The organism is Gracilibacillus sp. YIM 98692 (assembly GCF_010993965.1).
Lineage (GTDB): Bacteria > Bacillota > Bacilli > Bacillales > Amphibacillaceae > Gracilibacillus.
The window spans coordinates 18,981-43,973 of sequence record NZ_WIXM01000002.1 but is presented as its reverse complement, the minus strand read 5'-3'; the positions used below and the strand labels follow the sequence as shown (position 1 = coordinate 43,973).

The following is a 24,993-nucleotide window of genomic DNA, read 5'->3' as shown; positions in this document are numbered from 1 at the left end:
ACTGGCTTTTTCATTTACTTAGTTATTTAAGTTATAAAATGCTGTTTGTCCAGCATATTTTGCTGTTCCTTGAAGTTCGTCTTCGATGCGAAGTAGTTGATTATATTTCGCAACACGGTCTGTACGGGATGGCGCACCTGTTTTGATTTGACCTGCATTCGTTGCAACGGCAATGTCTGCAATAGTGGCATCTTCTGTTTCACCTGAACGGTGAGAGATAACAGCAGTGTAACCAGCTGTTTTCGCCATTTCAATTGCTTCAAATGTTTCTGTAAGTGTACCGATTTGGTTCACTTTAACAAGGATAGAGTTACCCACACCTTGCTCAATACCTTGTGCAAGACGTTTGGTATTCGTTACGAACAAGTCGTCCCCTACTAACTGTACGCGGTCACCAATACGCTCAGTTAATAGCTTGTGACCTTCCCAGTCGTTTTCATCTAATCCATCTTCAATAGAAACGATTGGATATTTTTCGGTCATTTCTTCATACCACGCAACCATTTCTTCTGAATTACGTACAACACCTTCTCCTTTAAGGTTGTACTTTCCATCTTCATAGAATTCAGAAGATGCTACGTCCATTGCAAGCTTCACTTCTTCACCTGGCTTGTAACCAGCTGCTTCGATTGCTTCAATGATAGTAGAAAGTGCCTCTTCATTTGATTTTAAGTTTGGTGCGAAACCACCTTCATCACCAACACCAGTGTTGTAGCCTTTTCCACTTAACACTTTCTTCAAGTTATGGAATACTTCAGCACCCATGCGCAATGCTTCTTTAAAAGTAGGGGCACCTACAGGCATAATCATAAACTCTTGAATATCTACGTTGTTATCAGCATGCTCTCCACCATTTAAGATGTTCATCATTGGAGATGGAAGAGTAGTTGCATTGAATCCACCTAAGTAAGTGTATAAAGGAACTCCTAAGTAATCAGCTGCTGCATGAGCTGCCGCCATAGAAACGCCAAGAATAGCGTTTGCACCTAATTTCCCTTTGTTTTCTGTTCCATCTAATTCAAGTAAAAGTTGATCAATGATTACTTGACGAGTCACGTCAATTCCCATTAATTCTGGAGCAATGACTTCATTTACATTCTCTACTGCTTTTTGAACACCTTTGCCTAAGTAACGATCTTTGTCTCCATCACGTAATTCTACTGCTTCGTGTTCACCCGTTGATGCACCACTTGGTACTAATGCTGAACCGAACGCTCCACTTTCTGTGAAAATTTCTACTTCAACTGTTGGGTTACCTCGAGAGTCTAATACTTCACGAGCATAAACGTCTGTAATATATGGCATAAGAAAACCTCTCCTTTAAATAAATTATTTTTCGATTAATGAATGGCCTGTCATTTCTTCTGGTTTCTCCACATCTAATAAATCCAATAGAGTTGGAGCTAAATCCGCTAAAATACCACCGTTACGTAAAGTAACACCGTCTTTAGTCACAATAACAGGTACTGGATTAGTTGTGTGAGCTGTCATTGGATCACCATCAAGTGTTACCACTTCATCAGAGTTACCATGGTCTGCGGTAATGATGGCATGTCCACCTTTTTCAGTAATTTTATCGATTACCTTGCCTAAACACTCATCCACTGCTTCAATTGCCTTTACAGTAGGCTCTAACATACCGGAATGTCCAACCATGTCAGGGTTAGCAAAGTTTAATATAATCGCATTTTGCTCATCTCTGTCTAATTCCTCTAAAAGTGCATCTGTTACTTCGTATACACTCATTTCAGGTTTCAAATCATAAGTAGCGACATTTGGTGAATCAATTAAAATACGCTTTTCACCAGGAAATTCCTGTTCACGTCCACCACTCATAAAGAATGTGACGTGTGGATATTTTTCCGTTTCTGCAATACGCAGCTGGTTTAAATTATTTTGTGATAATACCTCGCCAACCGTATTATCCAAGTTTACAGGTTCATAAGCAACATCCCCATCAACCGTCTCACTAAAGTTTGTTAAGCAGACGAAGTGGATATCTTTCGGTGCTTTATCCCCGCGATCAAAGTCTCGGAAATCATTGTTAGCAAACGTACGAGAAATTTGAATCGCACGATCTGGTCGGAAATTATAGAAGATAACGGAATCTTCATCATTGATCGTGCCTTTAGGGTTTCCATTCTCATCTGTCATAACAGATGGAATCACAAATTCATCATAAATCTCATTTTTGTAAGAATCTTCCACTACTTCAAATGGGTCAGTATATTTAGGACCTTCCCCGTAAACCATGGCGTCATAAGATTTTTTCACACGATCCCAGCGATTATCACGATCCATGGAATAATAACGGCCAGAAATCGTAGCAAACTCTCCAACACCATATTCATCCATCGTTTCTAAAGCTTGTTCGATAAAGATTTTTGCTGATTTTTGATCGACATCACGACCATCTAAAAAGGCATGTACATACACTTTTTCGAGCCCTTTATCTGCAGCTAGCTTCAGCACTGCGTACATATGTTCAATATGACTATGTACACCACCATCTGATAAAAGACCGAAAATATGCAATGCTTTATCATTTTGCTTCGCATGATTCACAGCTTTTAACAACACTTGGTTATCAAAGAAGTCACCTTCTTTAATTGACAAATTAACTCGTGTTAAACTTTGATAAACAATACGGCCAGCACCAATATTTAAGTGACCAACTTCAGAGTTACCCATTTGCCCTTCAGGAAGGCCTACTGCTTCTCCGCTAGCTATCAAATCACTTGTAGGAAACTGTTTCCAATAGCGATCAAAATTTGGAGTGTTGGCTTGTTTGATGGCATTTCCTTTTTCTTCATCACGTAATGCATAGCCATCTAAAATTATAAGTGCTGCTAATTTATTCTGACTCATTTTGCACCAGCCTCCACAAGCTGTAAGAATGAATCAGCTTCAAGGCTTGCACCACCTACAAGAGCACCATCAATATCAGATTGTGCTAATAGTTCATCAACGTTTGCTGGTTTCACACTTCCACCGTACTGAATGCGTAAAGCTTCTCCAGCATCAGCAGAAACACTTTCAGATACTACTTTGCGAATGTGTGTACACACTTCGTTCGCTTGTTCAGATGTTGCTGTCTTACCAGTACCGATAGCCCAAACTGGTTCATAAGCAATAATAGACTGCTTCACTTGCTCTTCTGTTAATCCTTCAAGAGCAGCTTTGACTTGGGTTTCTACGATAGTCATTGTCTGATTTCCTTCACGTTGCTCTAGTGTTTCACCAACACAAATAATTGGTGTTAATCCATGTGCAAACGCAGCGTGAGCTTTTTTATTTACTGTTTCATCTGTTTCTGCAAAATACTCACGACGCTCAGAGTGCCCAAGCACCACGTAAGTAACTCCGAAGTCCTTTAACATAGCTGGACTAACTTCACCTGTAAAAGCACCGCTATTTTCAAAATGCATATTCTGTGCTGCAATCTCCAAATGAGTACCTTCTGCTTTTTCTGCAAGTGCAGGTAAATATGGAAATGGGGCACAAACAACAGATTCCACTTGTCCTTTTGCAGCAACTTTATCTTTAGTATCTTCAACAAATTGAACCGCTTCTCCAAGTAGCTTATTCATCTTCCAGTTTCCTGCAATAACTTTTTTACGCATGCTTTTCACCTCTCCTAATATTATTTATCTGTAAGTACACTTACACCTGGCAGCTCTTTGCCTTCCATAAATTCTAAGGAAGCCCCGCCGCCTGTTGAAATGTGATCCATTTGTTCTGCATAGTCAAACTTCTCAACAGCTGCAGCTGAGTCACCACCGCCAATAACAGTATAACCTTCTGTTCTGCTTAATGCATCTGCAACAGCTTTAGTACCATTAGCAAATGTTTCTAGTTCAAATACACCCATAGGTCCGTTCCAAATCACTAATTTAGAACTTGCAACAATATCAGCATATTTTTTGCGTGTTTTTGAACCAATATCCAGTGCTTCTAAATCTGCTGGAATTTGATCAATATTCACTTCTTTTGTGTTGGCATCATTAGAGAAGTCGTCTGCCACAATAACGTCTTCTGGCAACACAAAATTAACGCCTTTATCTTTTGCTTTTTGCATAAATTCTTTAGCTAAATCAATTTTGTCTTCTTCTAATAATGATTTACCAATTTCATGGCCTAATGCTTTAACGAATGTATAAGCAAGACCTCCACCTACAATAAGGTTATCTACTTTATCTAATAAATTATCGATAACGCCAATTTTGTCTTTTACTTTCGCTCCACCGATAATTGCTGTAAATGGACGATCTGGATCGGATAATGCTTTTCCTAATACATTTAACTCTTGTTCCAGTAAGAAACCAGCCGCGGATGGAATATGCTCAGCTACTCCTGCAGTAGAAGCGTGCGCACGGTGAGCTGCACCAAATGCGTCATTTACATAGTAATCAGCAAGGTTTGCAAACTCTTTTGCTAAAGCAGGGTCATTCTTCGTTTCGCCTGCTTCGAAGCGGACATTTTCAATTAGTAAAATATCGCCATCTTTTAACTTACTAACGGCTTCATTAACTTCATCACCATATACCTCATCCGTTTTTAAAACGTCTTGCCCTATTAAGTCACTAAGTCGTTTTGCTACAGCATCCATACGAAGTTCTTCTACTACTTCTCCACCAGGACGACCTAAGTGACTAGCAAGTATAACTTTCGCTCCGTGTTCAGAAAGGTATTTAATTGTTGGAAGTGCTGCCTTAATACGTGTTTCATCTGTAATCTGACCATCTTTCGTTGGTACGTTAAAATCCACACGACAGAAGACCTTCTTTCCACTTACCTCAATGTCTTTAATAGTTTGTTTGTTCATGACCATGAACCTCCTTGGGATTACTTTTAAGCTATGAATGCTTTTTTTAGTCATTCATTCTTCTATCTGAAAAAGGGGAGGAGGACTTATCCCCCTCCCTATTCTTACTCTTTCTTATTATAGCCCTTGTTTTTTAAGATAAACTGCTAAGTCAACGCAACGGCTTGAGTAACCCATTTCGTTGTCATACCATGATACTACTTTCACCATGTTTCCTTCCATAACCATAGTAGAAAGTCCATCGATAGTAGAAGAATTAGTGTTTCCAACATAGTCAGCAGATACTAGTGGCTCATCAGAATATCCTAAGATACCTTTTAATTCTCCTTCTGCTGCTTCTTTAAGTGCTGCATTTACTTCGTCTGCCGTTACTTCTTTATCTAGTTCTGCTACTAAGTCAACTAGTGAACCGTCTGGAGTAGGCACACGCATTGCCATACCGTTTAATTTACCTTCTAATTCAGGTAATACAAGAGATACCGCTTTTGCAGCACCAGTGCTTGTTGGAATAATATTCTCAGCTGCAGCACGAGCACGACGATAGTCTTTATGTGGTAAGTCAAGAATTTGTTGGTCGTTTGTATATGAGTGAATAGTTGTCATCATACCATGCTTTAAACCAAACTTGTCATTTAAAACTTTTGCATATGGTGCTAGACAGTTTGTTGTACAAGATGCGTTAGATAAAACATCATGTTTTGCTGGGTCATATTTATCTTCGTTTACACCCATTACTACTGTAATATCTTCTTCTTTAGCAGGTGCAGAAATAACTACCTTTTTCGCTCCAGCTTCTAAGTGCAATGCTGCTTTATCACGTTGTGTGAAAATACCAGTAGATTCGATTACAACTTCTACTCCAAGGTTACCCCATGGTAAGTTAGATGGATCGCGCTCAGAAAGTACATTAATTTCTTTTCCACCAACTACAAGAGAGTCTCCATTTACAGAAACCTCTTCTTCTAGTTTACCGTGTACAGAGTCATATTTAAGTAAATGTGCAAGCATATCCGCATCTGTTAAATCGTTAACAGCTACTACTTCTACCTCATCATTTTTTAATGCTTGACGGAAAACGTTACGACCGATACGGCCAAAACCATTAATACCTACTTTTACTGCCATGCTAATTTCCTCCTTAAGAAAATCTATGATTTTATATTTAAAGGGAAGGTCCCTTTATAAGCTCTTTTGCTGCCGCTTCGTCTGTTATAAGCACATTGCTTTTTCCTTGTTTAAAATAAGAGTGAATGGCATTTGCCTTAGAATTCCCACCTGCAACGGCTATAACATAACTAGCTCGCTTTAGATCCTCTAATTGCATACCAACCGTCCTTACTTTGTGAACCACTTCACCGCTATTATTTAAGTAATAGCCAAACGCTTCACTAACAGCATTTTTTTCATTTAACTTGTTCAACACATAAGAGGATGTTTTACGTCTCTCCGCCATCGTTAAAGCTTCTCCAATCCCATGAATCACGACATTCGCATCGTGGACTAATTCAAGGATGTCTTTAATAGCTGGTTCTTCAATAATGGTATGGTAAGACTCTTCACTTAATGGATCTGGTACGTAGAGCATACGATATGTACCATTTGCTTTTTTCGCCATCTCTGCACAAATCGTGTTGGCTTGATTTTCCACTTGTTCACCCAATCCTCCACGAGATGGTACAAATGTACAGTTCTTTGCATGCTTCAGCGGTTTCATCTGATTAGCAACCTCAGCAATCGATGTGCCACCAGTAACGGCAATTGTTTGATCGGAAGTTAATATGGTATTTAAAAAGTGGACACACGCCTTTCCTAAAGCTTGCTTTACAGATTGATGTGTATCACTATTTCCAGGAACGATTATGACATGCTCCAATTGTAATTTATCCTTAATTTCTGATTCTAAAACACGAAATTCTGATATTTCATCCATAAAAGGAATCAGTTTTTCAAGGATATTATCCCCATCTGAAGTCACTTGCATTCCTTTCGAAGTCACAACTATAAAACCATGTTGATTTAAAAACTCAATTTCACTGCGTACAATTCGTTCTTTTAAGTCGATATAGCCTGATAAACTGCGACGTCCGATTGGCTGCATAAGTTTTATGTAATGTAAAATTTTATATCTTCTTTGCATGACTTCTAATAAATCTGGGAATAATTTTTCTTGTATATCTAATAAATCCTTCAATCGGAAACGCTCCTCCTTAAAAACCGGGCTGAATTTGTCCCTCCTAGTCATAAAACGTCCCACAATGACCAAAAAAAATAACTTCCATAAGTAATTGTACCAAAACGTCTTACATCACTCAACTATTTTCTGAAAATTTTTCTTTTTTTAGATAAGCCTCGACTGTTTCTATGTTTACTTGACCATAATCGACTTCTTGTCCATTAATCAGTACTACAGGTATTTTTAAATGATATTTTTCTATCAATTCATCATCATTATATATGTTGATCTCTTCTAAATCAAATAAATATTCCTGCTTTAATACTTGTAATAACAATAAAGCATCTTCACATAAACCACATGGTTCTTTACCTAGCAGTTGTACTTTCATATTTACACTCCTGTTTAATAACTTAAAGAAAACTTGGCGATTGCCGAGCCGTAGTTGCACTTATACTTCGTACCTTAAAATTTTTACTATGTTGAGAATGCTTCCTTGCTGACAATTTATACTCCCTCTATAAAGAAGGGGTTTTCTTTAAAATACTTTTCTATACGTCAAATAAAAAAAGTAGGATATAGATTTACTATACCCTACAATTCTTTGTTTACACAATCGTTTTACCCATTTAATTGTTGTAGCAAATGTTGAATACCCTTTGAGCCATTTGCGATTAAGCTATATACATATGCTTTTTTAATGGCTACACTAGAAGCTCCTAAATGTAGCAAGTGCTGCAGTTCGTGATGGGTCTCAATTTCTGTTTCAACTATTATAGGAGACTGTTTCCCAACAACCGTTCTTAATGAAGATAACTTAGACGTATCAAAAGGAGAAAAGCCTGTTAATATAAATCCGTGAACTCCATATCTTAGTGCAATTCTTGCATCCTCATCTGTTACATCTCCGTAAAGATAGATTGGTAAATTCGTAAATTGTTGGATGTATGCAATATCATCCCAGCAAATCTGCTTTTTGCTATACTGTGTTTCAATCGATTTTTGCATCACAGTACGAGAATGTTGAAATGTTTTATTAAAAAAGATCGGGTCAACGACAAAATTGGCATCTCCTTTTTCAAGATAGTCTGTGTAGTCTAAAACAGGCTGATTAGAAGTCGGAATCACAATCGCTTCATAACCTGCCAACTCTGCACGTTGAACAAAATGTTTCGTTAATTCATGATCTTGTAAAACGTGTGCTAAAAACCATAATGGAGCACCTGGAACAGCATCTTTAATCTCCTCTATGCTGTATGATGAATTGGAACTAACTATGAACGGTGTAGATAGCTGTTTAGCAGCATGTGCTGTTGCAAGCTCGCCATCTTCATGAAAGTAGTTTTGAGCACCTAATGGACTAAGAATGATTTCAGATAAAACATTTTGCTTCGTTGTGGACTGCTCCACACGTACAGATGGTGATGAACCCGAATCTATATAATCTAATAAAGCTGCATCTAATTTTTCTTCTGCCTTTTCTCCATATTCCTTTACAATACTTTCATTTTTTATTAATGTCATTCCATTCCCTCCTAATATATTACGGGAAATAAAAAAACTCTCTTGTTGTTAAACAAGAGAGAATACTTGATTATCTCCCTCTTATTTTCCAAACTTTCGTTTGCAGGATTTAGCACCTTTTAAAACGATATTTAAAGGTTGCCTGGCTTCATTGGGCCAGTCCCTCCACCACTCTTCATAAGAGTATGATTCAAAATACTGCATTATTTATTTTTTAGTTGTAATTTTTCAATTTCTTGTGCTTTCAACTGTCTTCTTAAAATTTTTCCACTTATTTTGGTTTTTGGTAATTCATCGACAATTTCTATTTCTCTTGGAGCAGCATGTGCTGATAGATTTTTTCTTACAAACAAACGAATCTCTTCTAACAATTGATCAGATGCTTTATACCCTTTTCTTAATGTAATAAAAGCCTTCACTAACTCGCCTCTTAGCTCATCCGGCTTTCCAATCACTCCAGCTTCTTCCACTGCTGGATGTTCAATCAGTTTACTTTCCACTTCAAACGGGCCAATACGTTCACCAGCAGAATTAATCATATCATCGTTTCTGCCTTGGAAGAACACATAACCTTCTTCGTCTTTGTAGGCAAGGTCTCCGGATATATACCATCCATCATACTGAAAGTAAGATTTGAATTTATCTTGGTTTCCCCAAATTTCTTTCATTAACCCTGGCCATGGAGTTCGAACTGCTAGTTGACCGACTTCGTCATTAGGAAGTTCATTGCCTTCTTCATCAAGGATACCAACTGTAATACCAGGAAATGCTCTCCCCATGGAGCCTGGCTTTATTTTTTCAGCTGGTAAATTCACAATTAAGTGACCGCCAGTTTCTGTCATCCACCACGTATCATGAATGCGAACATTTAGTTTATCCCAAGCCCATTGAATAACTTCAGGGTTTAACGGTTCACCTACACTCAATACATGCCTTAAAGACGACATGTTATACTTTTTATATAAATCTCCTTGAGATAAAAGCATACGGAATGCTGTTGGAGCACTATACCAGATGGATACATCTAGTTCATCAATTAATCGATACCAGTCTTCCGCTTTAAACCTGCCACCTTGGATAACGATCGTTGCTCTATTTAACCATGGAGCAAATAATCCATAAACACTTCCCGTAACCCAGCCTGGATGTGAGGTACACCAATAAACATCATCCTCTTTAATATCTAATACCCATTTACCACTAATGATGTGGTGTTGTGCAGCACGATGGGCATGTAAAACACCTTTAGGTTTACCAGTTGAACCACTAGTATAATGAATAATTAAACCATCTTCCCAATCAACCCATTCAACTAACTCATCTCCATCTACAGGAGTTTGTTCTAATGCTTCTATGTCCTCAGCATACAGAATCGTTTCTAGTGATGGTATGTCTGACTGTGGTACACGTTGTACTAATTCCTTATCGGTAATCAGTACCGTCCCGTTACAGTCGTTCATACGATCACGTACTGCTTCTTCCATGAAAGCTTCAAATAACGGACCAGCAATTGCTCCTACTTTAATCACAGATAAAATAGCAATATAGCATTCCGGGTTTTTCGGTAAAAATACAAAAACTCGGTCCCCTTTTTGCACACCATTATCTTTTAAAACCTTGGCATAGTGATCGGTTTTCTCTTTCACTTCTTTGAATGTGTAAGATTTTCGTTCCTCTCCATTTACATAGTGAAGAGCTATTTTATCACCATATCCTTCTGCTACATGACGATCTATCGTTTCATAAGCAGCATTTATTTTCCCAGTTTTTGATGCAGATAAAAGTTCTTTTGCTTCTTCCCATTGAAAGTTTGATTGAACAGATTCATAATCATGAAGATTATATGATCCTGATACCTCATGTATAGCTGTAATTCCTTGATGTGCCATAGAGTTTTCCCTCACTTTTCACTTTCCATTATGATTAGATAAGTATAACGACGAGACTAGCTGTCGAGTTATATACATCATCTAATCGAATTATTCTACTGCTTGGCTGTCAGATGAAAATCCGACAGCAAGCAATAGATTGATTCCAATTACAACAATAACTAAACCGCTTCTTACATGTTGTCTATTTAGATTTCGCAAGCATATGTGGAAATGGTTCCTCTCAGGCGCTGAGCTTCTTTATAAGTACAACGGTTATGAACTACTTGAAGCCCCGCTTCTCTTGCCACTTCTTCTGCCTTCGGTGAAACCACACCTTCTTGTAACCAGAATACTTTTGGATGGACATCAATTGCTTCTTTCGCAATTTCAATTGCTGCTTCTGGACTACGGAAAACTTGCACAATATCAATGTCTACTGGAACACTCTTAAGATCTGGATAAGCTTTTTCTCCTAAGATTTCTGTTTCTCTAGGATTTACCGGAATAATTTTGTAACCAAGTCTTTGCATCTTTCTCGCTAATCGGTAACTTGGACGAGCTTCCTTCCCACTTAAACCGACAATTGCTAATGTTTTTTGTCTTGTCTTTTCTTCCCCATCTTCTACAATTCGCTCATATGGTGAATTTAACGCCCATTTAATAACACCTTCATCGTTGACAATGATTTGTTTTTGTTCATCTTCCCCAATACCAGTTGCTTTAGCTAGTGCTTGATCTAGGTCATTTTGAATATCTCTCAGTGATTCAATACCTACAGACAAACGAACAAGCTCTTCCGTAACACCAGTTTCCTCTAATTGTTCTTTAGACAATTGTTGGTGGGTGGTAGAAGCTGGGTGAATAATCAATGATTTGGCATCTCCTACATTGGCAACATGAGACCATAATGCTACATTATTGATTAAGTCTCGACCTGCATCTCTTCCACCTTTGATACCAAATACGATAATAGAACCAAAGCCATTGTTTAGAATACGTTTTGCTAAGTCATAAGATGGATGACTTTCCAATCCTGGATAACTTACCCATTCTACAGCTTCATGATTGTTTAAATATTCTGCCAATTCTAATGCGTTTTGATTATGACGTTCAACACGTAAATGCAATGTCTCTAACCCTTGTATTAATTGGAAGGCATTAAACGGACTTAAAGCTGCACCGAAATCTCTTAACAGCTGCACTCGAACTTTTGTAATAAATGCTAATGTTCCGAAGTCAACAGCATAACGAACACCATTATAACTATTATCTGGCTCTGTAAATGCTGGGAATTTTTCTGAATTCCAGTTAAAGCGGCCACCGTCTACAATAATACCGCCAATAGAAGTACCATGACCGCCAATCCATTTAGTTGCAGAATGTACAACTATGTCAGCACCTAATGTGATTGGTTTACAGCCAAATGGTGTAGCGAACGTGTTATCTACAATTAATGGAATTCCTGCATCATGTGCAATATCAGAAACTTTTTCTACATCCAATACCTGTAAGCCAGGATTTCCAATAATTTCTCCATATACTGCTTTTGTCTTATCGGTAATTGCCTCTTTGAAATTCTCTGGATCAGTTGGGTCAACAAATTTAACATTGATCCCATATCTCGGTAAGGTTACAGCGAATAAGTTATAAGTACCTCCATAAAGGTTAACACCTGCTACGATCTCATCACCAGCACTCGCAATATTTAAGATCGATAATGTAATAGCTGACATACCTGATGCAGTTGCAACAGCTGCAACCCCATCTTCAAGTAACGCTAACCTTTTTTCAAATACATCAACTGTTGGGTTTCCAATACGGGAATAAATATTTCCTGGTTCATCTAATGCGAACAAGCGCTCAGCATGTTCTGTGTCATGAAATACATATGAAGTAGACTGATAGATAGGAACTGCTCGAGAGCCTGTTGTCGGATCTGGTGCCTGCCCTCCGTGTAAATGTAGTGTTTCAGCATCATAAGTGGAATGTTTATAATCTGTCATTAGTATTTCCTCCTCCATTTTATTATCAAATGTAAGTAAATAAAAAAGCCCTCTTCGATAAGAAGAAGGCTTTACTATTAATTAGTAGTCCCCCCTCTTATCTTTCAGGAATATCTCCTGCAGGAATTAGCACCTTTTAAGTTCAAAACTTAATGGTTGCTGGGCATCTTCGGGCCAGTCCCTCCGCCTCTCTGGATAAGAGTACGCTATTTTATTTTATACTATCAGAAAGTATATAAATATATTGTTGATAGTATAAGAAAACTAAGGCTTTTGCCAGTCTTGGCGACAAGCCAAGTTTTTCTTTATGATAATGAAAAATCTCTCTAATTCAGATAGAGAGACGATTTTTTCTTTGAACTCTTATCTTTTCTAAAAAATTGCCAAGCTGTATGGAGACCTTGCTAAGTAAATAGGCACTAAATGGTTGCCGAGTTTTTCACAAGGTGATACCTCTGCGCCTCTTTAGATAAGAACTAATGTACCATTTAAAACCAAGTGATTGCATATGATTTATTAAACTACACTTTATCATGTGCAAAATGCTATGTCAATATTTTTATGTTTTTAAAAGCGCGCCCGGAGGGATTCGAACCCCCGCCACATGGCACCGGAAACCATTGCTCTATCCCCTGAGCTACGGACGCATGTGAAGATACGATAAGAAATATTATAACGAAACAAATGGAGTTTTTCAATCATTAAATCATTTTTTTTGATCATGTGTTTAATTCATGTACCATTAGGGTAGGATGTATTTAGGTTAAGTTGAAATCAATTTATCAAACATCTTAGACTTAATATATGAATGCGAGCCATATCTTTTGACCTTTTTTGACCTTTTCGTTATTATATGGATAGTGAAAATATTATTGATTGATAGGTAGTAAAAGGAGGAATTTTCATGAATTTAATCCCTACAGTTATTGAACAAACAAACCGCGGTGAGCGTGCATACGATATTTACTCTCGCCTTTTAAAAGACCGAATTATCATGCTAGGTAGTGGAATTGATGACAATGTCTCAAACAGCATTGTTGCTCAATTACTTTTCTTAGCTGCAGAAGATCCAGATAAGGATATTTCTTTATACATTAACTCACCTGGTGGATCCATCACTGCAGGTATGGCCATTTATGATACAATGCAATTTATTAAACCTAATGTTTCTACTATTTGCATTGGTATGGCTGCATCTATGGGTGCCTTTTTATTAGCCTCCGGAGAGCCTGGAAAGCGTTACGCGCTACCTAATAGTGAAGTAATGATCCATCAACCTCTAGGCGGAACACAAGGTCAAGCAAGTGATATTCAAATTCATGCCAACCGTATTATCGAAATGCGCAAGAAACTAAATCAAATTCTTGCAGACCGTACTGGTCAACCTTTAGAAGTAATTGAACGTGACACAGACCGCGACAACTTTATGTCAGCAGAAAAAGCAAAAGAATACGGCTTAATTGACAAAGTGATGGAGAAAAAGCCATCAGATAATAGCTAAAATATTAAAAAAACCTGCTCTCTATAAGAGAAGCAGGTTTTTTATTTGCTTATTCTAAGTCTGATCAACACAGCAGATGGAACAAAAGAGTTGCTTTTGAAAAACAAAAAACATTCCACCTGAATAGCTTCTGGTTTACTTTATTGTTTATTTTCAACAAAGGCTACTAAATCATCTAATGCTTCTTGATCGTCATCTCCATCTGTCATAATTTTAATGATATTTCCTTTTGTTAAGGCCAGACTCATCAACCCCATAATACTTTTGGCATTTATTCGCTTTTCATCCTTTTCTATAAAAATTTCGGATGTAAAACCGTTTGCTTTTTGCACAAATTGTGCTGCAGGTCTTGCTTGTAATCCTGGATCTACTTGAATCGTCACTTCTTTCTCTAGCATAAAAGCCCCTCCTCCTATTTAGTAAGCGCTACCAATATATTTTACTAAAAATTCTCTTATATTATTCATAAGAGAATTTTTATTGACACATTCCTTAAAATTACTGATTAACAGACACTTGATCCTGTCTGAGCTGCTCAGCAAATTGATCAATTTTTTTCAGTCGATGATTAATACCTGATTTACTTATTTTCCCACCTGTCACCATTTCACCTAATTCTTTTAAGGTAACATCTTGGTGTTCCAATCTTAATTCTGCAATCTCTTTTAATTTATCAGGCAGTGCGTCAAGTCCAACAGAATTTTTAATGAAACGAATATTTTCCACTTGCCTAAAGGCAGCACCAATTGTTTTATTTAAATTGGCTGTCTCACAATTGACTAAGCGATTAACAGAATTTCTCATATCACGAACAATTCGTACATCTTCAAATTTAAATAATGCTTGGTGGGCACCAATATAATTTAATAGTTCGGTAATTTTTTCCGCTTCTTTTATATAAGCAATATAACCTTTTTTACGTTCTAGTATACGTGCATGTAGTTGATATTCATTGAGCAATTCGCAAAGTGCTTGATTATGCTCCTCATAAAAATTATAGATTTCTAAATGATAAGAAGAAGTCTCTGGATTATTCACAGATCCACCTGCTAAAAAAGCCCCGCGTAAATAAGAGCGACGGCAACACTCTTTTTTCGTATACTTAGGCGAAATAGTACGAATAAAGGTTAAAGGTTCATTCAATATTTCCATGTCTACCAACATGTCTTTGACACCTTCATTCATTCGAACAATGTAAACATTATTTTTCTTTAACTTCATTTTTTTTCGAACCAAAAGCTCTACAGGTATATCATACGTCGATTTGATTAACGTGTAGATCCGTCGTGCTATAGCCGCATTTTCGGTTTGAACATCTAATGAATAGTGAAACCGTGAAAACGAAACCGCTCCATTCATTCGAATCAATGCCGCTAATTCCGCCTGCTTGCAACAATCATCGTTTTCCACTTTTGTTAATTCCTTTTTTATATCTCCGGCAAAAGACAACTTTCTCACCCCTCTCGTACAGGAAGCTACACTAAAGAAACAATCAAGTTTGCTATTTTTTCTGTATCATGTCTAAGCGAATGGTTTTGCTGTGTAACAATATCTGCTTCTATAATTTCTAGTCCCATTTGTTTTAAACGTTCCAAATCATATTTCACAGGTGTTGCATTTTCTTCTGCATAGACTTTACGCATTGATTGTTCAATCGGTTGATTATGGACAATAACAGACTGTAAACAGTCAGGCCCAATATGATCCATAATCGCCTGTACATGATCCGAAACAGTATATCCATTTGTTTCTCCATTTTGTGTCATCACATTACAGACATAAGCCACTTTTGCATTGGTATTTTTTAATGCTTGATCTATTTGTGGAACAATTAAATTAGGCAAAATACTTGTATATAAACTACCTGGAGAAATAACGACTATATCTGCTTCGTGAATCGCCGTTACTGCATCTGGTAATGGTAAAACTGGATTTGGCCTTAAAAATACTTTTTTAATCCGTTTATTAGCTTTTGGGATGTTTGACTCACCAACCACTACATCCCCGTCTTCATATTCTGCGTGCAAAAACATATTTTGATTCGCAATAGGGTAAATATTTCCCTTTACATTCAATACACGAGCAATTTCTTTTATTCCATGATAAAAGTCACCTGTTACAGAAGTCATGGCTGCTAATAGTAAATTGCCCATTGAATGTCCGGATAGGCCATTCCCTTTCGTAAATCGATGTTGAAATAAATCCATTAACATTGGTTCTACATCCGATAATGCTGCAATCACGTTTCGTATATCTCCCGGTGAAGGGATCTCCATCTCTGCTCGAAGCCTTCCAGAACTCCCTCCATCATCAGCTACTGTTACAATGGCTGATAAATCGATTGGATACTCTTTTAATCCTCTCAACAAAACTGGCAGACCAGTACCTCCACCTATTACGACAACTTTTTTTTCGGTGGCATCTGACATTATATCTTAACCCTTCCGCTTCTCTATATCACGATGACTTACATGTGTGACATAATTTTTTTGAAAATATTTCGCTATATACTCCGCAATAGCTACAGATCGATGTTGACCTCCTGTGCAGCCAATTGCGATTACTAACTGTGTTTTTCCTTCTCTTTTATATTGAGGCAGCATAAATTGCAGCAAATCGGTCGTTTTTTCTAAAAACTTCTGTGTATCTGACCACTTAAATACATATGAGGATACTTCTGAATTCAGTCCTGTTAATGGTCGCATATGTTCTACATAATGGGGGTTTGGTAAGAAGCGAACATCAAAAACTAAATCAGCATCTATTGGTACACCATACTTAAAGCCGAAAGAAACGCTGTGAACGGAAAAGACTTCCTGTTCCTTTTCACTGTACCGCTGTACAATTTCTTCCCGTAATTCTTTTGGTTTTAACTTAGAAGTATCGATGAAATATTGTGCTCTTCCTCTTAATTCGTCTAATATCCTTCGTTCAGCATGAATGCCTTCCAATGGCAAACCATCTTGTGCTAGAGGGTGTGATCTTCTTGTTTCTTTATACCTTGAAACGAGTACATTATCATGCGCATCTAAAAATAAAATATGTTCTTCTAACCAATCCTCTTGGCCTAAATGATCTAGTGCATCAAACAAGGTATCAAAAAATTCTCTACCTCTTAGGTCCATTACCAATGCAACTTTTTGAATATTGTTTGTAGCATCCTTCATCAATTCTAAAAATTTAGGTAGGAGTGCTGGCGGCAAATTATCGACACAATAATAGCCTAAATCTTCAAAACTTTGAACAGCAACTGTCTTTCCGGCACCAGACATTCCTGTAATAATCACTAGTTTGGTTTCTTCTGCGTTGTTTACCATATGTTCACTCCCTCCCTTTTACATATGTAAACTCGACACAATGATTACATCTCCATTATACACCTATTGATTCCAGCCACACAATAAAGAAAAACCTTTTCGACAGAAAGTTCTTTTTTTTGAAGCGGATACTGTTATTTACTTCGTTCAAATGTTATTATTAGCAGCCTTTATCAACAAAAAAAATTGGCATAGGATTGGAAACCTATGCCTTCAATATCTATTTATTAAAAAGGGGGTCAATTAGTTAACTACATTATATCTCATTTATATTTCGTGCGTGTTACAATGAGATTAACTTTCTTTACGTTACAATTTCGAAAATATTACAAATTAATTTGGTGTATTGACCGCCTCTTCAAGGTTTTCAATATATGCTTGTGCTGCTTGTGCTGCAATGCTTCCGTCGCCTGTTGCCGTCACAATTTGACGTAATTCTTTTTCTCTAATATCTCCTGCAGCATAAACACCTGGTACGCTAGTTTCCATATTTTCATTAGTTGGGATATAGCCTTCCTCGTTCGTAACCCCCAATGATTTAAATGGTTCACTTAATGGCACCATACCGATGTAGATAAAGCTGCCATCTGTTTCATGCTCATATTCTTCTCCAGTTTTCTTGTTATACAGCGTAACACTACCTACTTTCCCATCTTTTTCGTTAATGGTTTTTACTACTGTGTCCCAAATAAAATCAATTTTATCGTTTTTAAAGGCACGATCTTGCAGGATTTTCTGTGCACGCAACTCATCGCGGCGATGAATAATCGTTACTTTATTTGCAAATCTTGTTAAATAAACCCCTTCTTCTACAGCAGAATCTCCACCACCGACAACAACTAAATCTTTTCCTTTAAAGAATGCACCATCACAAACGGCGCAATAAGATACACCACGACCGCCTAGTTCTTCTTCTCCAGGAATTCCTAGTTTTTTGTACTGAGCACCTGTTGTAATGATAACAGTTTTTGTCCTATATTCTTTGGAGCCTGCCACAACTGTTTTATAGTCTCCGTGGTCAATTACTTCTTTAATATCTCCATAAGCATACTCCGCACCAAACTTTTTAGCATGCTCGAACATTTTATTAGATAAATCTGGCCCTAAAATATGGTCATAACCAGGATAGTTTTCAACATCTTCTGTATTAGCCATCTGTCCTCCTGGAATTCCTCTTTCTAACATCAATGTATCTAAACTTGCACGTGACGTATATACGGCTGCAGTCATGCCTGCAGGACCTGCACCTGCAATAATAACATCATAAATTCTTTCCTCTGCCATGATTGTCATCCCTTCCTTATGCTTGTCATTCTATACATATTATCGTACGGACTTTTCAAAAGGTCTAATATTCTGCTCATATAGAAACTAGTTACGCTCCCAAGGTGGTGCCTGTTTTGATAAAATAGTATGCCGCTGACATCCTTCTTTCCATAGGGCATTCGCATATTCTTGCTTATCTAAATAGTAATAACAAGTGCTAAACCATCTATAATATGAAGGATGACCCTTTAATTGTGATTTATGCAATAAACGGAAACGTTGGAACGCTTTTTGATACATACCAACTTGAGCAAAAGTGGTAGCTAATCGTAACTTTTGCTGCTCATGGATAGGAAATATATTTTCAAGCATGGTTAATAGCTCTTGAAACCTCTTTGTTTTCCCTTGTTGGTAATAAAAAATAGTTAAATTCATTTGACTATATAGATTATCAGGATTATCCTTCGCATATTTTTCTTCCAGTTCAATTGCCTCTTCTTGTTCGCCAGCAAAAAATAAAGCATAGTGGTATTCATGTCTTGCCTGTGAAAAATGAGGAAACAATGCAATCATATGCTCTAAAGTAACAATAGCCTCTTCCCATTCCTCACGTTCTAAGTGATAAAAGGCTGTTTCTTGATACATGAGCAAATCGTCTTCCTCATCTAATGCCCAATCTTCTTCATCTTCATCATTAAAGTCTAAGACGTCTAATAAGCTTTTTGCATCTTCTTGGAAATCCCCATCTGATGTTTTTTCTAAATACAATTCAGCATGTTTTACTGCATCCTGAAGTAATCCTAAATGGGCATAGTTATTGGCTAATAGATAATAACAATCTGGATATTTTTCGCCATGAGTCGCCAATACCTCTGTTAATACTTGATTGGCAAGATGATAGGATCCCACCTCTGTATATACGATGGACATTTGACATTTATATAAAGGGTTATCTGGCTGTTCCGTAACAGCTTTGTTAAACCATTTTAATGCGACTTCAAATTTATGCTTTTGAAAGGCCTCTACACCTTTTGAAAAATAAAAATCTCCTTCAGGGATAAAAGGGATAATCTTTTTTTCCGAATCAATGGAATGGTACAATCCTTTCTCCCCTCCTTTTTCTTTGCAAAACGTTTACATAAGTACTCTTTATCTTATTTTATTTAGAATATGAAGACTAGTGCATTATAACACAAATTAAAAACAGAAAAACCCCTTTTTTTAGGCTTTTTTATACAACCCTAAATGGTCAGTAGCGATATACTGCGTAGTAACTTTAACATAACTTTCTACCGTTCTTTCTTAGATAAGTGCTAATCTTGCGCAGCGGAAAAATACTCCCCTTCCAGGGGCATGGCTTCAGCTTCCTCGGTGCAAGGGAGCACAGATGTCATTCCAAGTAGCCCCCTGGCTGATACTATGCCCATGGAAAGCGAAGTATCTTGCTGGAGCGTATCCTAGCATTCAACCCATATTCAGAATGGTAGAAAGCCTCACAAATATGTGTGTAGAATTTTAACTACGTAGAATAAAAAAAGTGCTGCTCTAAAAGTTAGTTCATTAGTTTAATCCATCGATAACTAAACTTTTAAAACAGCGGATTCATGGGTTTAAGAAATGATCGTTTTTTGCACGGTCTTCCATTTCTTCTTTTGTATATATAACACGCATGGGGTTTCCTGCAACAAAGGATCCTGATGAGACATCCTTATGTACGACTGTTCCAGCAGCTACAACAGCACTGTCTCCTATTTTGACTCCCGGTAATATCGTGCAGTTGGCACCGATCATTACATTATCCCCAATGTCGACCTCGCCAAGCCGGTATTCCTTAATTAAATATTCATGAGATAATATCGTCGTATTATAACCTATCACCGAATTTTGACCGACTCGAATTTTTTCAGGATACATAATATCCAGCATGACCATTAATGCAAATGATGTGTGGTTTCCCACTTTCATCCTTAAGAAATTCCGATAGATGCAATTTTTCCAAGATAAAATAGGTAAATATCTTGCTATTTGTATACAAACAAAATTCTTCACGACTTTCCAAAACGGAACAGTCTTATAAACATGCCATAGAGAGTTCACTCCCTCTACACGATACCTTTTAGTTCTTCGCATCCTGCTCCACTCCAACAATTTGCAATAAATCACTCATCTCTTCCAGCATATAGTTCGGTTCATGTTCTTCTAATATTTTTCTACCTTTAATGGACCATGCCACTCCTGCTGTTTGAACACCTGCATTATGTCCCGCTTCAATATCATGATAATTATCTCCAACCATCATCGTTGTCATTGGATTCGCTTGTAACTGATCAATCGCTTTAAGAATTGGCTCAGGATGTGGTTTAGCATTTTCTACATCATCTAATCCAATCATTACTTCAAACAAATCCGCTAAGCCGGTAATTTTTAAGCCAAGCTTCGCTGTATCTGTAAGTTTAGTTGTGACAATACCTAACTGATAGCTTTGCTCTTTTAAAGTTTTTATAGTTTCAACAACAGTTGGATATGCTTTGACATACTTTTCATGGTTTTCATAGTTATGTTTTCGATAAGTGTCCATCATCTCTTCTACTTTATATGGATTTACTTTACTTAAGCTATCCACTAATGGAGGGCCAATAAAGTTAATGACTTCTTCCCTTGTATAAGACCGATCTCCATATTTTTCAAGTGTATGGGTAAACGATGCAATAATAAGCTCGTTCGTATCAATTAGCGTTCCATCTAAATCAAATAAAATCGTTTCTACTTTCATCCTAAGACCTCCCATTTTAACGACTAATTACTATATCAGAAAAAGCGGCTTTTGCCAATTACTCAGCAAAAGCCTGACACAAAACTTTCTGCATTATTATTTTTTCTTTTTATTATTTTTACCGATTCCTTTTCCTTGATACGTCTTATTTGCAAGTCCAGCTTTTCTGCGATACCAAATCATCAACACAGCAAATATAATCAAGACAATGGAAATGACTTGAGCGGTACGTAAAGATCCAACTATATAAAGACTGTCTGTACGCATCCCTTCAATAAAGAACCGACCAAAGGAGTACCATATGACATAACTTAAGAATAACTCACCCCTACGCAATGGATATTTTCGCAGGATAAGCAGTAAAACAAGACCTAATACATTCCATATCGATTCATACAAAAAGGTTGGGTGATACATCGTACCATTAATACACATTTGATTCATGATAAAGTCTGGTAAGTATTGGTGAAAATTTTGGTACGTTGATTCCGATATTGGACCACCATGTGCTTCTTGATTCATAAAATTACCCCAGCGACCAATAGCCTGTCCTAGAATAAGGCTAGGGGCCACAATATCAGCAATTTGCCAAAAGGATAAGCCACGTACACGCGTATAAACAATAGCAGTTAGCACAGCACCAATTAAGGCACCATGTATCGCAATACCGCCTTCCCAAACAGCAAACACTTTCCACCAAGGTTCTCCGGCATAACGATCCCACTCAAAAATCACGTAATATAATCTTGCTGCCAAAATGGCAATAGGAATAGCAAAAACGACTAAATCAACAATATAATCTTTTTTAATTCCTAATCGATCTGCTTCCCTTGTCGCTAGCCATAGTCCCAAAAAGGCACCGGAAGCAATGATTACACCGTACCAATAAATGGTTAAAAAACCTAAATCCAAAAATATAGGATCTAGTGCAGGTGCTTCACAAGCCAAAATAAATCTCCTCCGTTCTTACTTTTAATCCATATCCACATCGATATCATAGTCTGTATCTACATCTTGATCGCCATTTTGAATCATTTTTGATAATCTTTGTGAAAATTCCTCTGCGGCATTTACACCCATACGCTTCAAGCGGAAATTCATCGCAGCAACTTCTATAATAACAGCAAGGTTACGACCAGGTCGAACAGGTAGTGTTGCCTTTGGAATGTTTACATCAATAATTTTCATCGTTTCTTCTTCTAAACCTAATCGATCATACTGTTTTTTTTCATCCCATGTTTCTAAATTTATCACAAGTGTAATTCTTTTATGAGAACGTACAGAGCCAGCTCCAAACAATGTCATAACATTAATGATACCTAGCCCTCTAATTTCAAGCAAATGTTCAATTAAAGGTGGAGCCGAACCAATTAATCGGTCATAATCTTCCTGTCTAATTTCCACACTGTCATCTGCCACAAGTCTGTGACCTCGTTTAACCAGTTCTAGTGCCGTTTCACTTTTCCCGACTCCACTCTGACCTGTAATCAAGACACCAATACCATATATGTCTACTAACACTCCATGAATAGCTGTAAACGGTGCAAATTTTGCTTCTAAAAAGTTAGTAATCCTGCTGATTACACGAGTTGTTTTATATGGTGAGCGCATCAACGGCACCCCAGAGTCTCTACAAGCTTGTACAAGTTCCTCAGGCACTTCCATATCTCTTGTAACAACGATCCCTGGTGTTATGTCTGTACACAGCCGATATGATCGATCTTTCTTTTCTTCTGTCGTTAATTCCGAAAAAAAGGATAGTTCCGTCTTGCCTAATAACTGCAAGCGATCTTTCGGATAATACTTGAAATAACCGGTTAATTCGATTCCAGGACGAGAAACTTCACTCATAAATATTTCTCGGTGTACCCCTTCTTCTCCTGTAATAAGCTCAATTGCAAAACGATTTAAAAGATCTTGTGTTCGAACCTTTGCCATATGTTAGCCCCCTCGTTGATCCTTTCACGTATGTATGTCCACTTTATCTTTTAATTTATACCTCAATGTAACTATTGTAGCACTTTTTTATCGACATGGAATAGACTTTTCAAAATATTTTATACTTGTATCTCCTATAGAAAGCAATAAGGGCTATGCAAATCATCATCATTTTTGATTAAATCAAAAAACATGGTACTCATAACTAATAAACTGTACTGCAATGAATCCAAAAAAAAAGCCTGTAGATATAATCAATACAGGCTTCTGTCCATTTTGTTTAAGGTAGCTGTGTTGCTCCCATTAAATATCTGTCGCATTCTCTTGCAGCTTCTCTTCCTTCATTAATGGCCCACACGATAAGACTTTGTCCGCGTCGCATATCACCAGCAGCAAATACACCGTCTAAATTTGTTTTGTATTGTCCATAATCGGCTTTTATATTTGATCTCGGATCTGTCTTTAACTCCATTTCCTTGATCAAATCTTGTTCTGGCCCTGTAAAACCAATAGCTAGCAATACTAATTGAGCTGGCCACACTTTTTCTGTACCAGGAATTTCCTTTTTGATTCGATTGCCATTTTCATCTTTATATTGTTCTACTTCAATAGTATGGACTTCCTTCACATGGCCATTTTCGTCACCAACAAATTTTTTCGTTAAAACGGTATATGCTCTAGGATCCTGGCCGAGAACAGCTTCCGCTTCTTTATGCCCATATTCCACTCGATGGATCACAGGCCATTGCGGCCATGGGTTCTCATCTTCTTGTCGTTCAGACGGCTTCTTTGTATGGTAGTCAAATTGGGTTAAGCTTTTACAGCCATGACGAACGCTCGTAGCCAGACAATCTGTACCAGTATCTCCACCACCAATGACAATGACGTCTTTCCCTTTTGCCGAAATATAAGCTCCATCATCATGATTAGAATCCAATAAACTCTTCGTGTTCGAGTGAAGAAAATCCATCGCGAAATGAACTCCTTTAAGCTCCCTGCCTTCTACTTTTAAATCACGATGTCTTGTCGCTCCTCCACATAGAATAACCGAATCGAAATCTTGACGAAGTTCGGAGGCAGGGTAATCCTTCCCTATTTCAGTATTTGTTACAAAGGTGATTCCTTCTTTTTCTAAAATGTCAACACGACGCTCCACCACACTATATGGCAGCTTCATTTCTGGAATTCCATATGTTAATAGGCCTCCGATTCGGTCCGAACGTTCGTAGACTGTTACATGGTGTCCGGCCTTATTCAATTGTGCTGCTGCTGCTAAACCTGCAGGACCAGATCCAACAACTGCTACCTTTTTATCTGTACGTACTGCAGGTGGTTCAGGTTGCACCCACCCTTCATCAAACCCTTTTTCTATTATGGCACGCTCGATAGATCGAATCGCAACAGGTGGTTCATTGATACCAAGTACACACGCACCCTCACATGGTGCTGGACACGCTATCCCAGTAAATTCAGGGAAATTATTCATTCTATGTTCCCGTTCTAAAGCTTGCTTCCATTGCCCCTGATAAACAAGGTCATTCCACTCTGGGATCAGATGATAGACCGGGCATCCAGAAGGCATTCCATTCATATCTGTTCCGGTATGGCAAGTTGGAATACCACAATCCATACAACGTGCTCCCTGTTTTTTTACTTCTTCTTCATCCATTGGCTGCTTATAATCTTTCCAATCCTTTGTTCTGCTTGAAGGATCACGTTCTGGCGTTGGTTGTCTCTGATATTCTTTAAAACCAGTTGGCTTACCCATCCTTTTACCCTCCATTTCCATTTAAGTGTTAAGT

Annotated in this window: 22 protein-coding genes, 1 tRNA gene and 2 riboswitches; of the genes, 1 reads left to right on the top strand and 22 read right to left on the bottom strand. The window is 37.6% G+C overall.

Translation table 11 applies throughout. The features are described from left to right. Positions 1 to 18 precede the first annotated feature (18 nt). From eno to GHD00_RS02290, 11 genes are all read right to left on the bottom strand, one after another. Positions 19 to 1,305 (bottom strand): phosphopyruvate hydratase, encoded by a 1,287-nt coding sequence (gene eno / locus GHD00_RS02340; protein ID WP_163536508.1) that lies wholly within the window; start codon positions 1,303 to 1,305, stop codon positions 19 to 21. A gap of 24 nt (positions 1,306 to 1,329) precedes the next feature. Beyond that, positions 1,330 to 2,868, bottom strand: a complete 1,539-nt coding sequence (gene gpmI, locus GHD00_RS02335) for a 2,3-bisphosphoglycerate-independent phosphoglycerate mutase (RefSeq protein ID WP_163536507.1) — start codon at positions 2,866 to 2,868, stop codon at positions 1,330 to 1,332. Next, the gene (tpiA, locus tag GHD00_RS02330; RefSeq protein ID WP_163536506.1) at positions 2,865 to 3,623 is read right to left on the bottom strand and encodes a triose-phosphate isomerase; all 759 of its coding nucleotides are present in this window, start codon (positions 3,621 to 3,623) and stop codon (positions 2,865 to 2,867) included. Before tpiA ends, gpmI begins: the two co-directional genes overlap by 4 nt. Positions 3,624 to 3,643: 20 nt before the next feature. Further along, complete coding sequence (locus tag GHD00_RS02325) at positions 3,644 to 4,825, bottom strand: phosphoglycerate kinase (RefSeq protein WP_163536505.1); 1,182 nt, start codon at positions 4,823 to 4,825, stop codon at positions 3,644 to 3,646. Between the two features lie 117 nt (positions 4,826 to 4,942). Next, on the bottom strand, positions 4,943 to 5,950 hold the full coding sequence (gene gap / locus GHD00_RS02320; RefSeq protein ID WP_163536504.1) for a type I glyceraldehyde-3-phosphate dehydrogenase: 1,008 nt from the start codon (positions 5,948 to 5,950) through the stop codon (positions 4,943 to 4,945). Between the two features lie 37 nt (positions 5,951 to 5,987). Beyond that, the gene (locus GHD00_RS02315) at positions 5,988 to 7,016 is read right to left on the bottom strand and encodes a sugar-binding transcriptional regulator (protein WP_276208247.1); all 1,029 of its coding nucleotides are present in this window, start codon (positions 7,014 to 7,016) and stop codon (positions 5,988 to 5,990) included. Between the two features lie 118 nt (positions 7,017 to 7,134). Further along, positions 7,135 to 7,389, bottom strand: coding sequence for a glutaredoxin family protein (locus GHD00_RS02310; RefSeq protein ID WP_163536502.1), 255 nt, complete (start codon positions 7,387 to 7,389; stop codon positions 7,135 to 7,137). 230 nt (positions 7,390 to 7,619) lie between these two features. Then, entirely contained in the window at positions 7,620 to 8,522 is a 903-nt protein-coding gene (locus GHD00_RS02305; RefSeq protein ID WP_163536501.1) for an alpha-hydroxy acid oxidase, read from the bottom strand. A 78-nt stretch (positions 8,523 to 8,600) separates the two neighbouring features. After that, a riboswitch (SAM riboswitch) is annotated at positions 8,601 to 8,706 on the bottom strand. Between the two features lie 19 nt (positions 8,707 to 8,725). Beyond that, positions 8,726 to 10,411 (bottom strand): acetate--CoA ligase, encoded by a 1,686-nt coding sequence (gene acsA / locus GHD00_RS02300; RefSeq protein ID WP_163536500.1) that lies wholly within the window; start codon positions 10,409 to 10,411, stop codon positions 8,726 to 8,728. A 188-nt stretch (positions 10,412 to 10,599) separates the two neighbouring features. After that, a complete protein-coding gene (locus tag GHD00_RS02295) occupies positions 10,600 to 12,396 on the bottom strand; it encodes a PLP-dependent aspartate aminotransferase family protein (RefSeq protein WP_163536499.1) in 1,797 nt (598 codons plus the stop codon). A gap of 94 nt (positions 12,397 to 12,490) precedes the next feature. Next, positions 12,491 to 12,598, bottom strand: a riboswitch (SAM riboswitch). A 372-nt stretch (positions 12,599 to 12,970) separates the two neighbouring features. Further along, positions 12,971 to 13,043: transfer RNA gene (locus GHD00_RS02290), tRNA-Arg, on the bottom strand. Positions 13,044 to 13,300: 257 nt separating this feature from the next. On the opposite strand from GHD00_RS02290, the gene clpP reads away from it, so the two are divergent. Continuing rightward, entirely contained in the window at positions 13,301 to 13,897 is a 597-nt protein-coding gene (gene clpP, locus GHD00_RS02285; protein WP_163536498.1) for an ATP-dependent Clp endopeptidase proteolytic subunit ClpP, read from the top strand. Positions 13,898 to 14,037: 140 nt separating this feature from the next. On the opposite strand, the gene GHD00_RS02280 is transcribed toward clpP, so the two are convergent. The 11 genes from GHD00_RS02280 to GHD00_RS02230 form a co-directional block, all read right to left on the bottom strand. Continuing rightward, complete coding sequence (locus tag GHD00_RS02280; RefSeq protein ID WP_163536497.1) at positions 14,038 to 14,295, bottom strand: HPr family phosphocarrier protein; 258 nt, start codon at positions 14,293 to 14,295, stop codon at positions 14,038 to 14,040. A gap of 100 nt (positions 14,296 to 14,395) precedes the next feature. Further along, positions 14,396 to 15,346, bottom strand: coding sequence for a DNA-binding protein WhiA (gene whiA / locus GHD00_RS02275; RefSeq protein ID WP_163536496.1), 951 nt, complete (start codon positions 15,344 to 15,346; stop codon positions 14,396 to 14,398). A gap of 26 nt (positions 15,347 to 15,372) precedes the next feature. After that, positions 15,373 to 16,326: a gluconeogenesis factor YvcK family protein gene (locus GHD00_RS02270; RefSeq protein WP_163536495.1), complete on the bottom strand. Its 954-nt coding sequence runs from the start codon at positions 16,324 to 16,326 to the stop codon at positions 15,373 to 15,375. A gap of 6 nt (positions 16,327 to 16,332) precedes the next feature. Then, positions 16,333 to 17,214: an RNase adapter RapZ gene (gene rapZ / locus GHD00_RS02265; RefSeq protein WP_163536494.1), complete on the bottom strand. Its 882-nt coding sequence runs from the start codon at positions 17,212 to 17,214 to the stop codon at positions 16,333 to 16,335. A 333-nt stretch (positions 17,215 to 17,547) separates the two neighbouring features. After that, positions 17,548 to 18,498, bottom strand: a complete 951-nt coding sequence (trxB, locus tag GHD00_RS02260) for a thioredoxin-disulfide reductase (RefSeq protein WP_163536493.1) — start codon at positions 18,496 to 18,498, stop codon at positions 17,548 to 17,550. An 87-nt stretch (positions 18,499 to 18,585) separates the two neighbouring features. After that, on the bottom strand, positions 18,586 to 19,581 hold the full coding sequence (locus tag GHD00_RS02255; RefSeq protein ID WP_163536492.1) for a tetratricopeptide repeat protein: 996 nt from the start codon (positions 19,579 to 19,581) through the stop codon (positions 18,586 to 18,588). Positions 19,582 to 20,082: 501 nt separating this feature from the next. Beyond that, on the bottom strand, positions 20,083 to 20,610 hold the full coding sequence (locus GHD00_RS02250; protein ID WP_163536491.1) for an acyltransferase: 528 nt from the start codon (positions 20,608 to 20,610) through the stop codon (positions 20,083 to 20,085). Next, a complete protein-coding gene (gene ppaX, locus GHD00_RS02245) occupies positions 20,597 to 21,253 on the bottom strand; it encodes a pyrophosphatase PpaX (RefSeq protein ID WP_163536490.1) in 657 nt (218 codons plus the stop codon). Before ppaX ends, GHD00_RS02250 begins: the two co-directional genes overlap by 14 nt. A 96-nt stretch (positions 21,254 to 21,349) precedes the next feature. Further along, the gene (gene lgt, locus GHD00_RS02240) at positions 21,350 to 22,201 is read right to left on the bottom strand and encodes a prolipoprotein diacylglyceryl transferase (protein ID WP_163536489.1); all 852 of its coding nucleotides are present in this window, start codon (positions 22,199 to 22,201) and stop codon (positions 21,350 to 21,352) included. Positions 22,202 to 22,225: 24 nt separating this feature from the next. Further along, positions 22,226 to 23,191 (bottom strand): HPr(Ser) kinase/phosphatase, encoded by a 966-nt coding sequence (hprK, locus tag GHD00_RS02235; protein ID WP_163536488.1) that lies wholly within the window; start codon positions 23,189 to 23,191, stop codon positions 22,226 to 22,228. A 280-nt stretch (positions 23,192 to 23,471) separates the two neighbouring features. Then, a complete protein-coding gene (locus tag GHD00_RS02230; RefSeq protein WP_163536487.1) occupies positions 23,472 to 24,959 on the bottom strand; it encodes a glutamate synthase subunit beta in 1,488 nt (495 codons plus the stop codon). Positions 24,960 to 24,993 lie beyond the last annotated feature (34 nt).

Coding starts and splice junctions, on each gene's coding strand:
- eno (WP_163536508.1), bottom strand. CDS start 1,305: ATGCCATATATTACAGACGTTTATGCTCGTGAAGTATTAGACTCTCGA.
- gpmI (WP_163536507.1), bottom strand. CDS start 2,868: ATGAGTCAGAATAAATTAGCAGCACTTATAATTTTAGATGGCTATGCA.
- tpiA (WP_163536506.1), bottom strand. CDS start 3,623: ATGCGTAAAAAAGTTATTGCAGGAAACTGGAAGATGAATAAGCTACTT.
- GHD00_RS02325 (WP_163536505.1), bottom strand. CDS start 4,825: ATGAACAAACAAACTATTAAAGACATTGAGGTAAGTGGAAAGAAGGTC.
- gap (WP_163536504.1), bottom strand. CDS start 5,950: ATGGCAGTAAAAGTAGGTATTAATGGTTTTGGCCGTATCGGTCGTAAC.
- GHD00_RS02310 (WP_163536502.1), bottom strand. CDS start 7,389: ATGAAAGTACAACTGCTAGGTAAAGAACCATGTGGTTTATGTGAAGAT.
- GHD00_RS02305 (WP_163536501.1), bottom strand. CDS start 8,522: ATGACATTAATAAAAAATGAAAGTATTGTAAAGGAATATGGAGAAAAG.
- acsA (WP_163536500.1), bottom strand. CDS start 10,411: ATGGCACATCAAGGAATTACAGCTATACATGAGGTATCAGGATCATAT.
- GHD00_RS02295 (WP_163536499.1), bottom strand. CDS start 12,396: ATGACAGATTATAAACATTCCACTTATGATGCTGAAACACTACATTTA.
- clpP (WP_163536498.1), top strand. CDS start 13,301: ATGAATTTAATCCCTACAGTTATTGAACAAACAAACCGCGGTGAGCGT.
- GHD00_RS02280 (WP_163536497.1), bottom strand. CDS start 14,295: ATGCTAGAGAAAGAAGTGACGATTCAAGTAGATCCAGGATTACAAGCA.
- GHD00_RS02270 (WP_163536495.1), bottom strand. CDS start 16,326: ATGTCAGATGCCACCGAAAAAAAAGTTGTCGTAATAGGTGGAGGTACT.
- rapZ (WP_163536494.1), bottom strand. CDS start 17,214: ATGGTAAACAACGCAGAAGAAACCAAACTAGTGATTATTACAGGAATG.
- trxB (WP_163536493.1), bottom strand. CDS start 18,498: ATGGCAGAGGAAAGAATTTATGATGTTATTATTGCAGGTGCAGGTCCT.
- GHD00_RS02250 (WP_163536491.1), bottom strand. CDS start 20,610: ATGCGAAGAACTAAAAGGTATCGTGTAGAGGGAGTGAACTCTCTATGG.
- ppaX (WP_163536490.1), bottom strand. CDS start 21,253: ATGAAAGTAGAAACGATTTTATTTGATTTAGATGGAACGCTAATTGAT.
- hprK (WP_163536488.1), bottom strand. CDS start 23,191: ATGGCAAAGGTTCGAACACAAGATCTTTTAAATCGTTTTGCAATTGAG.
- GHD00_RS02230 (WP_163536487.1), bottom strand. CDS start 24,959: ATGGGTAAGCCAACTGGTTTTAAAGAATATCAGAGACAACCAACGCCA.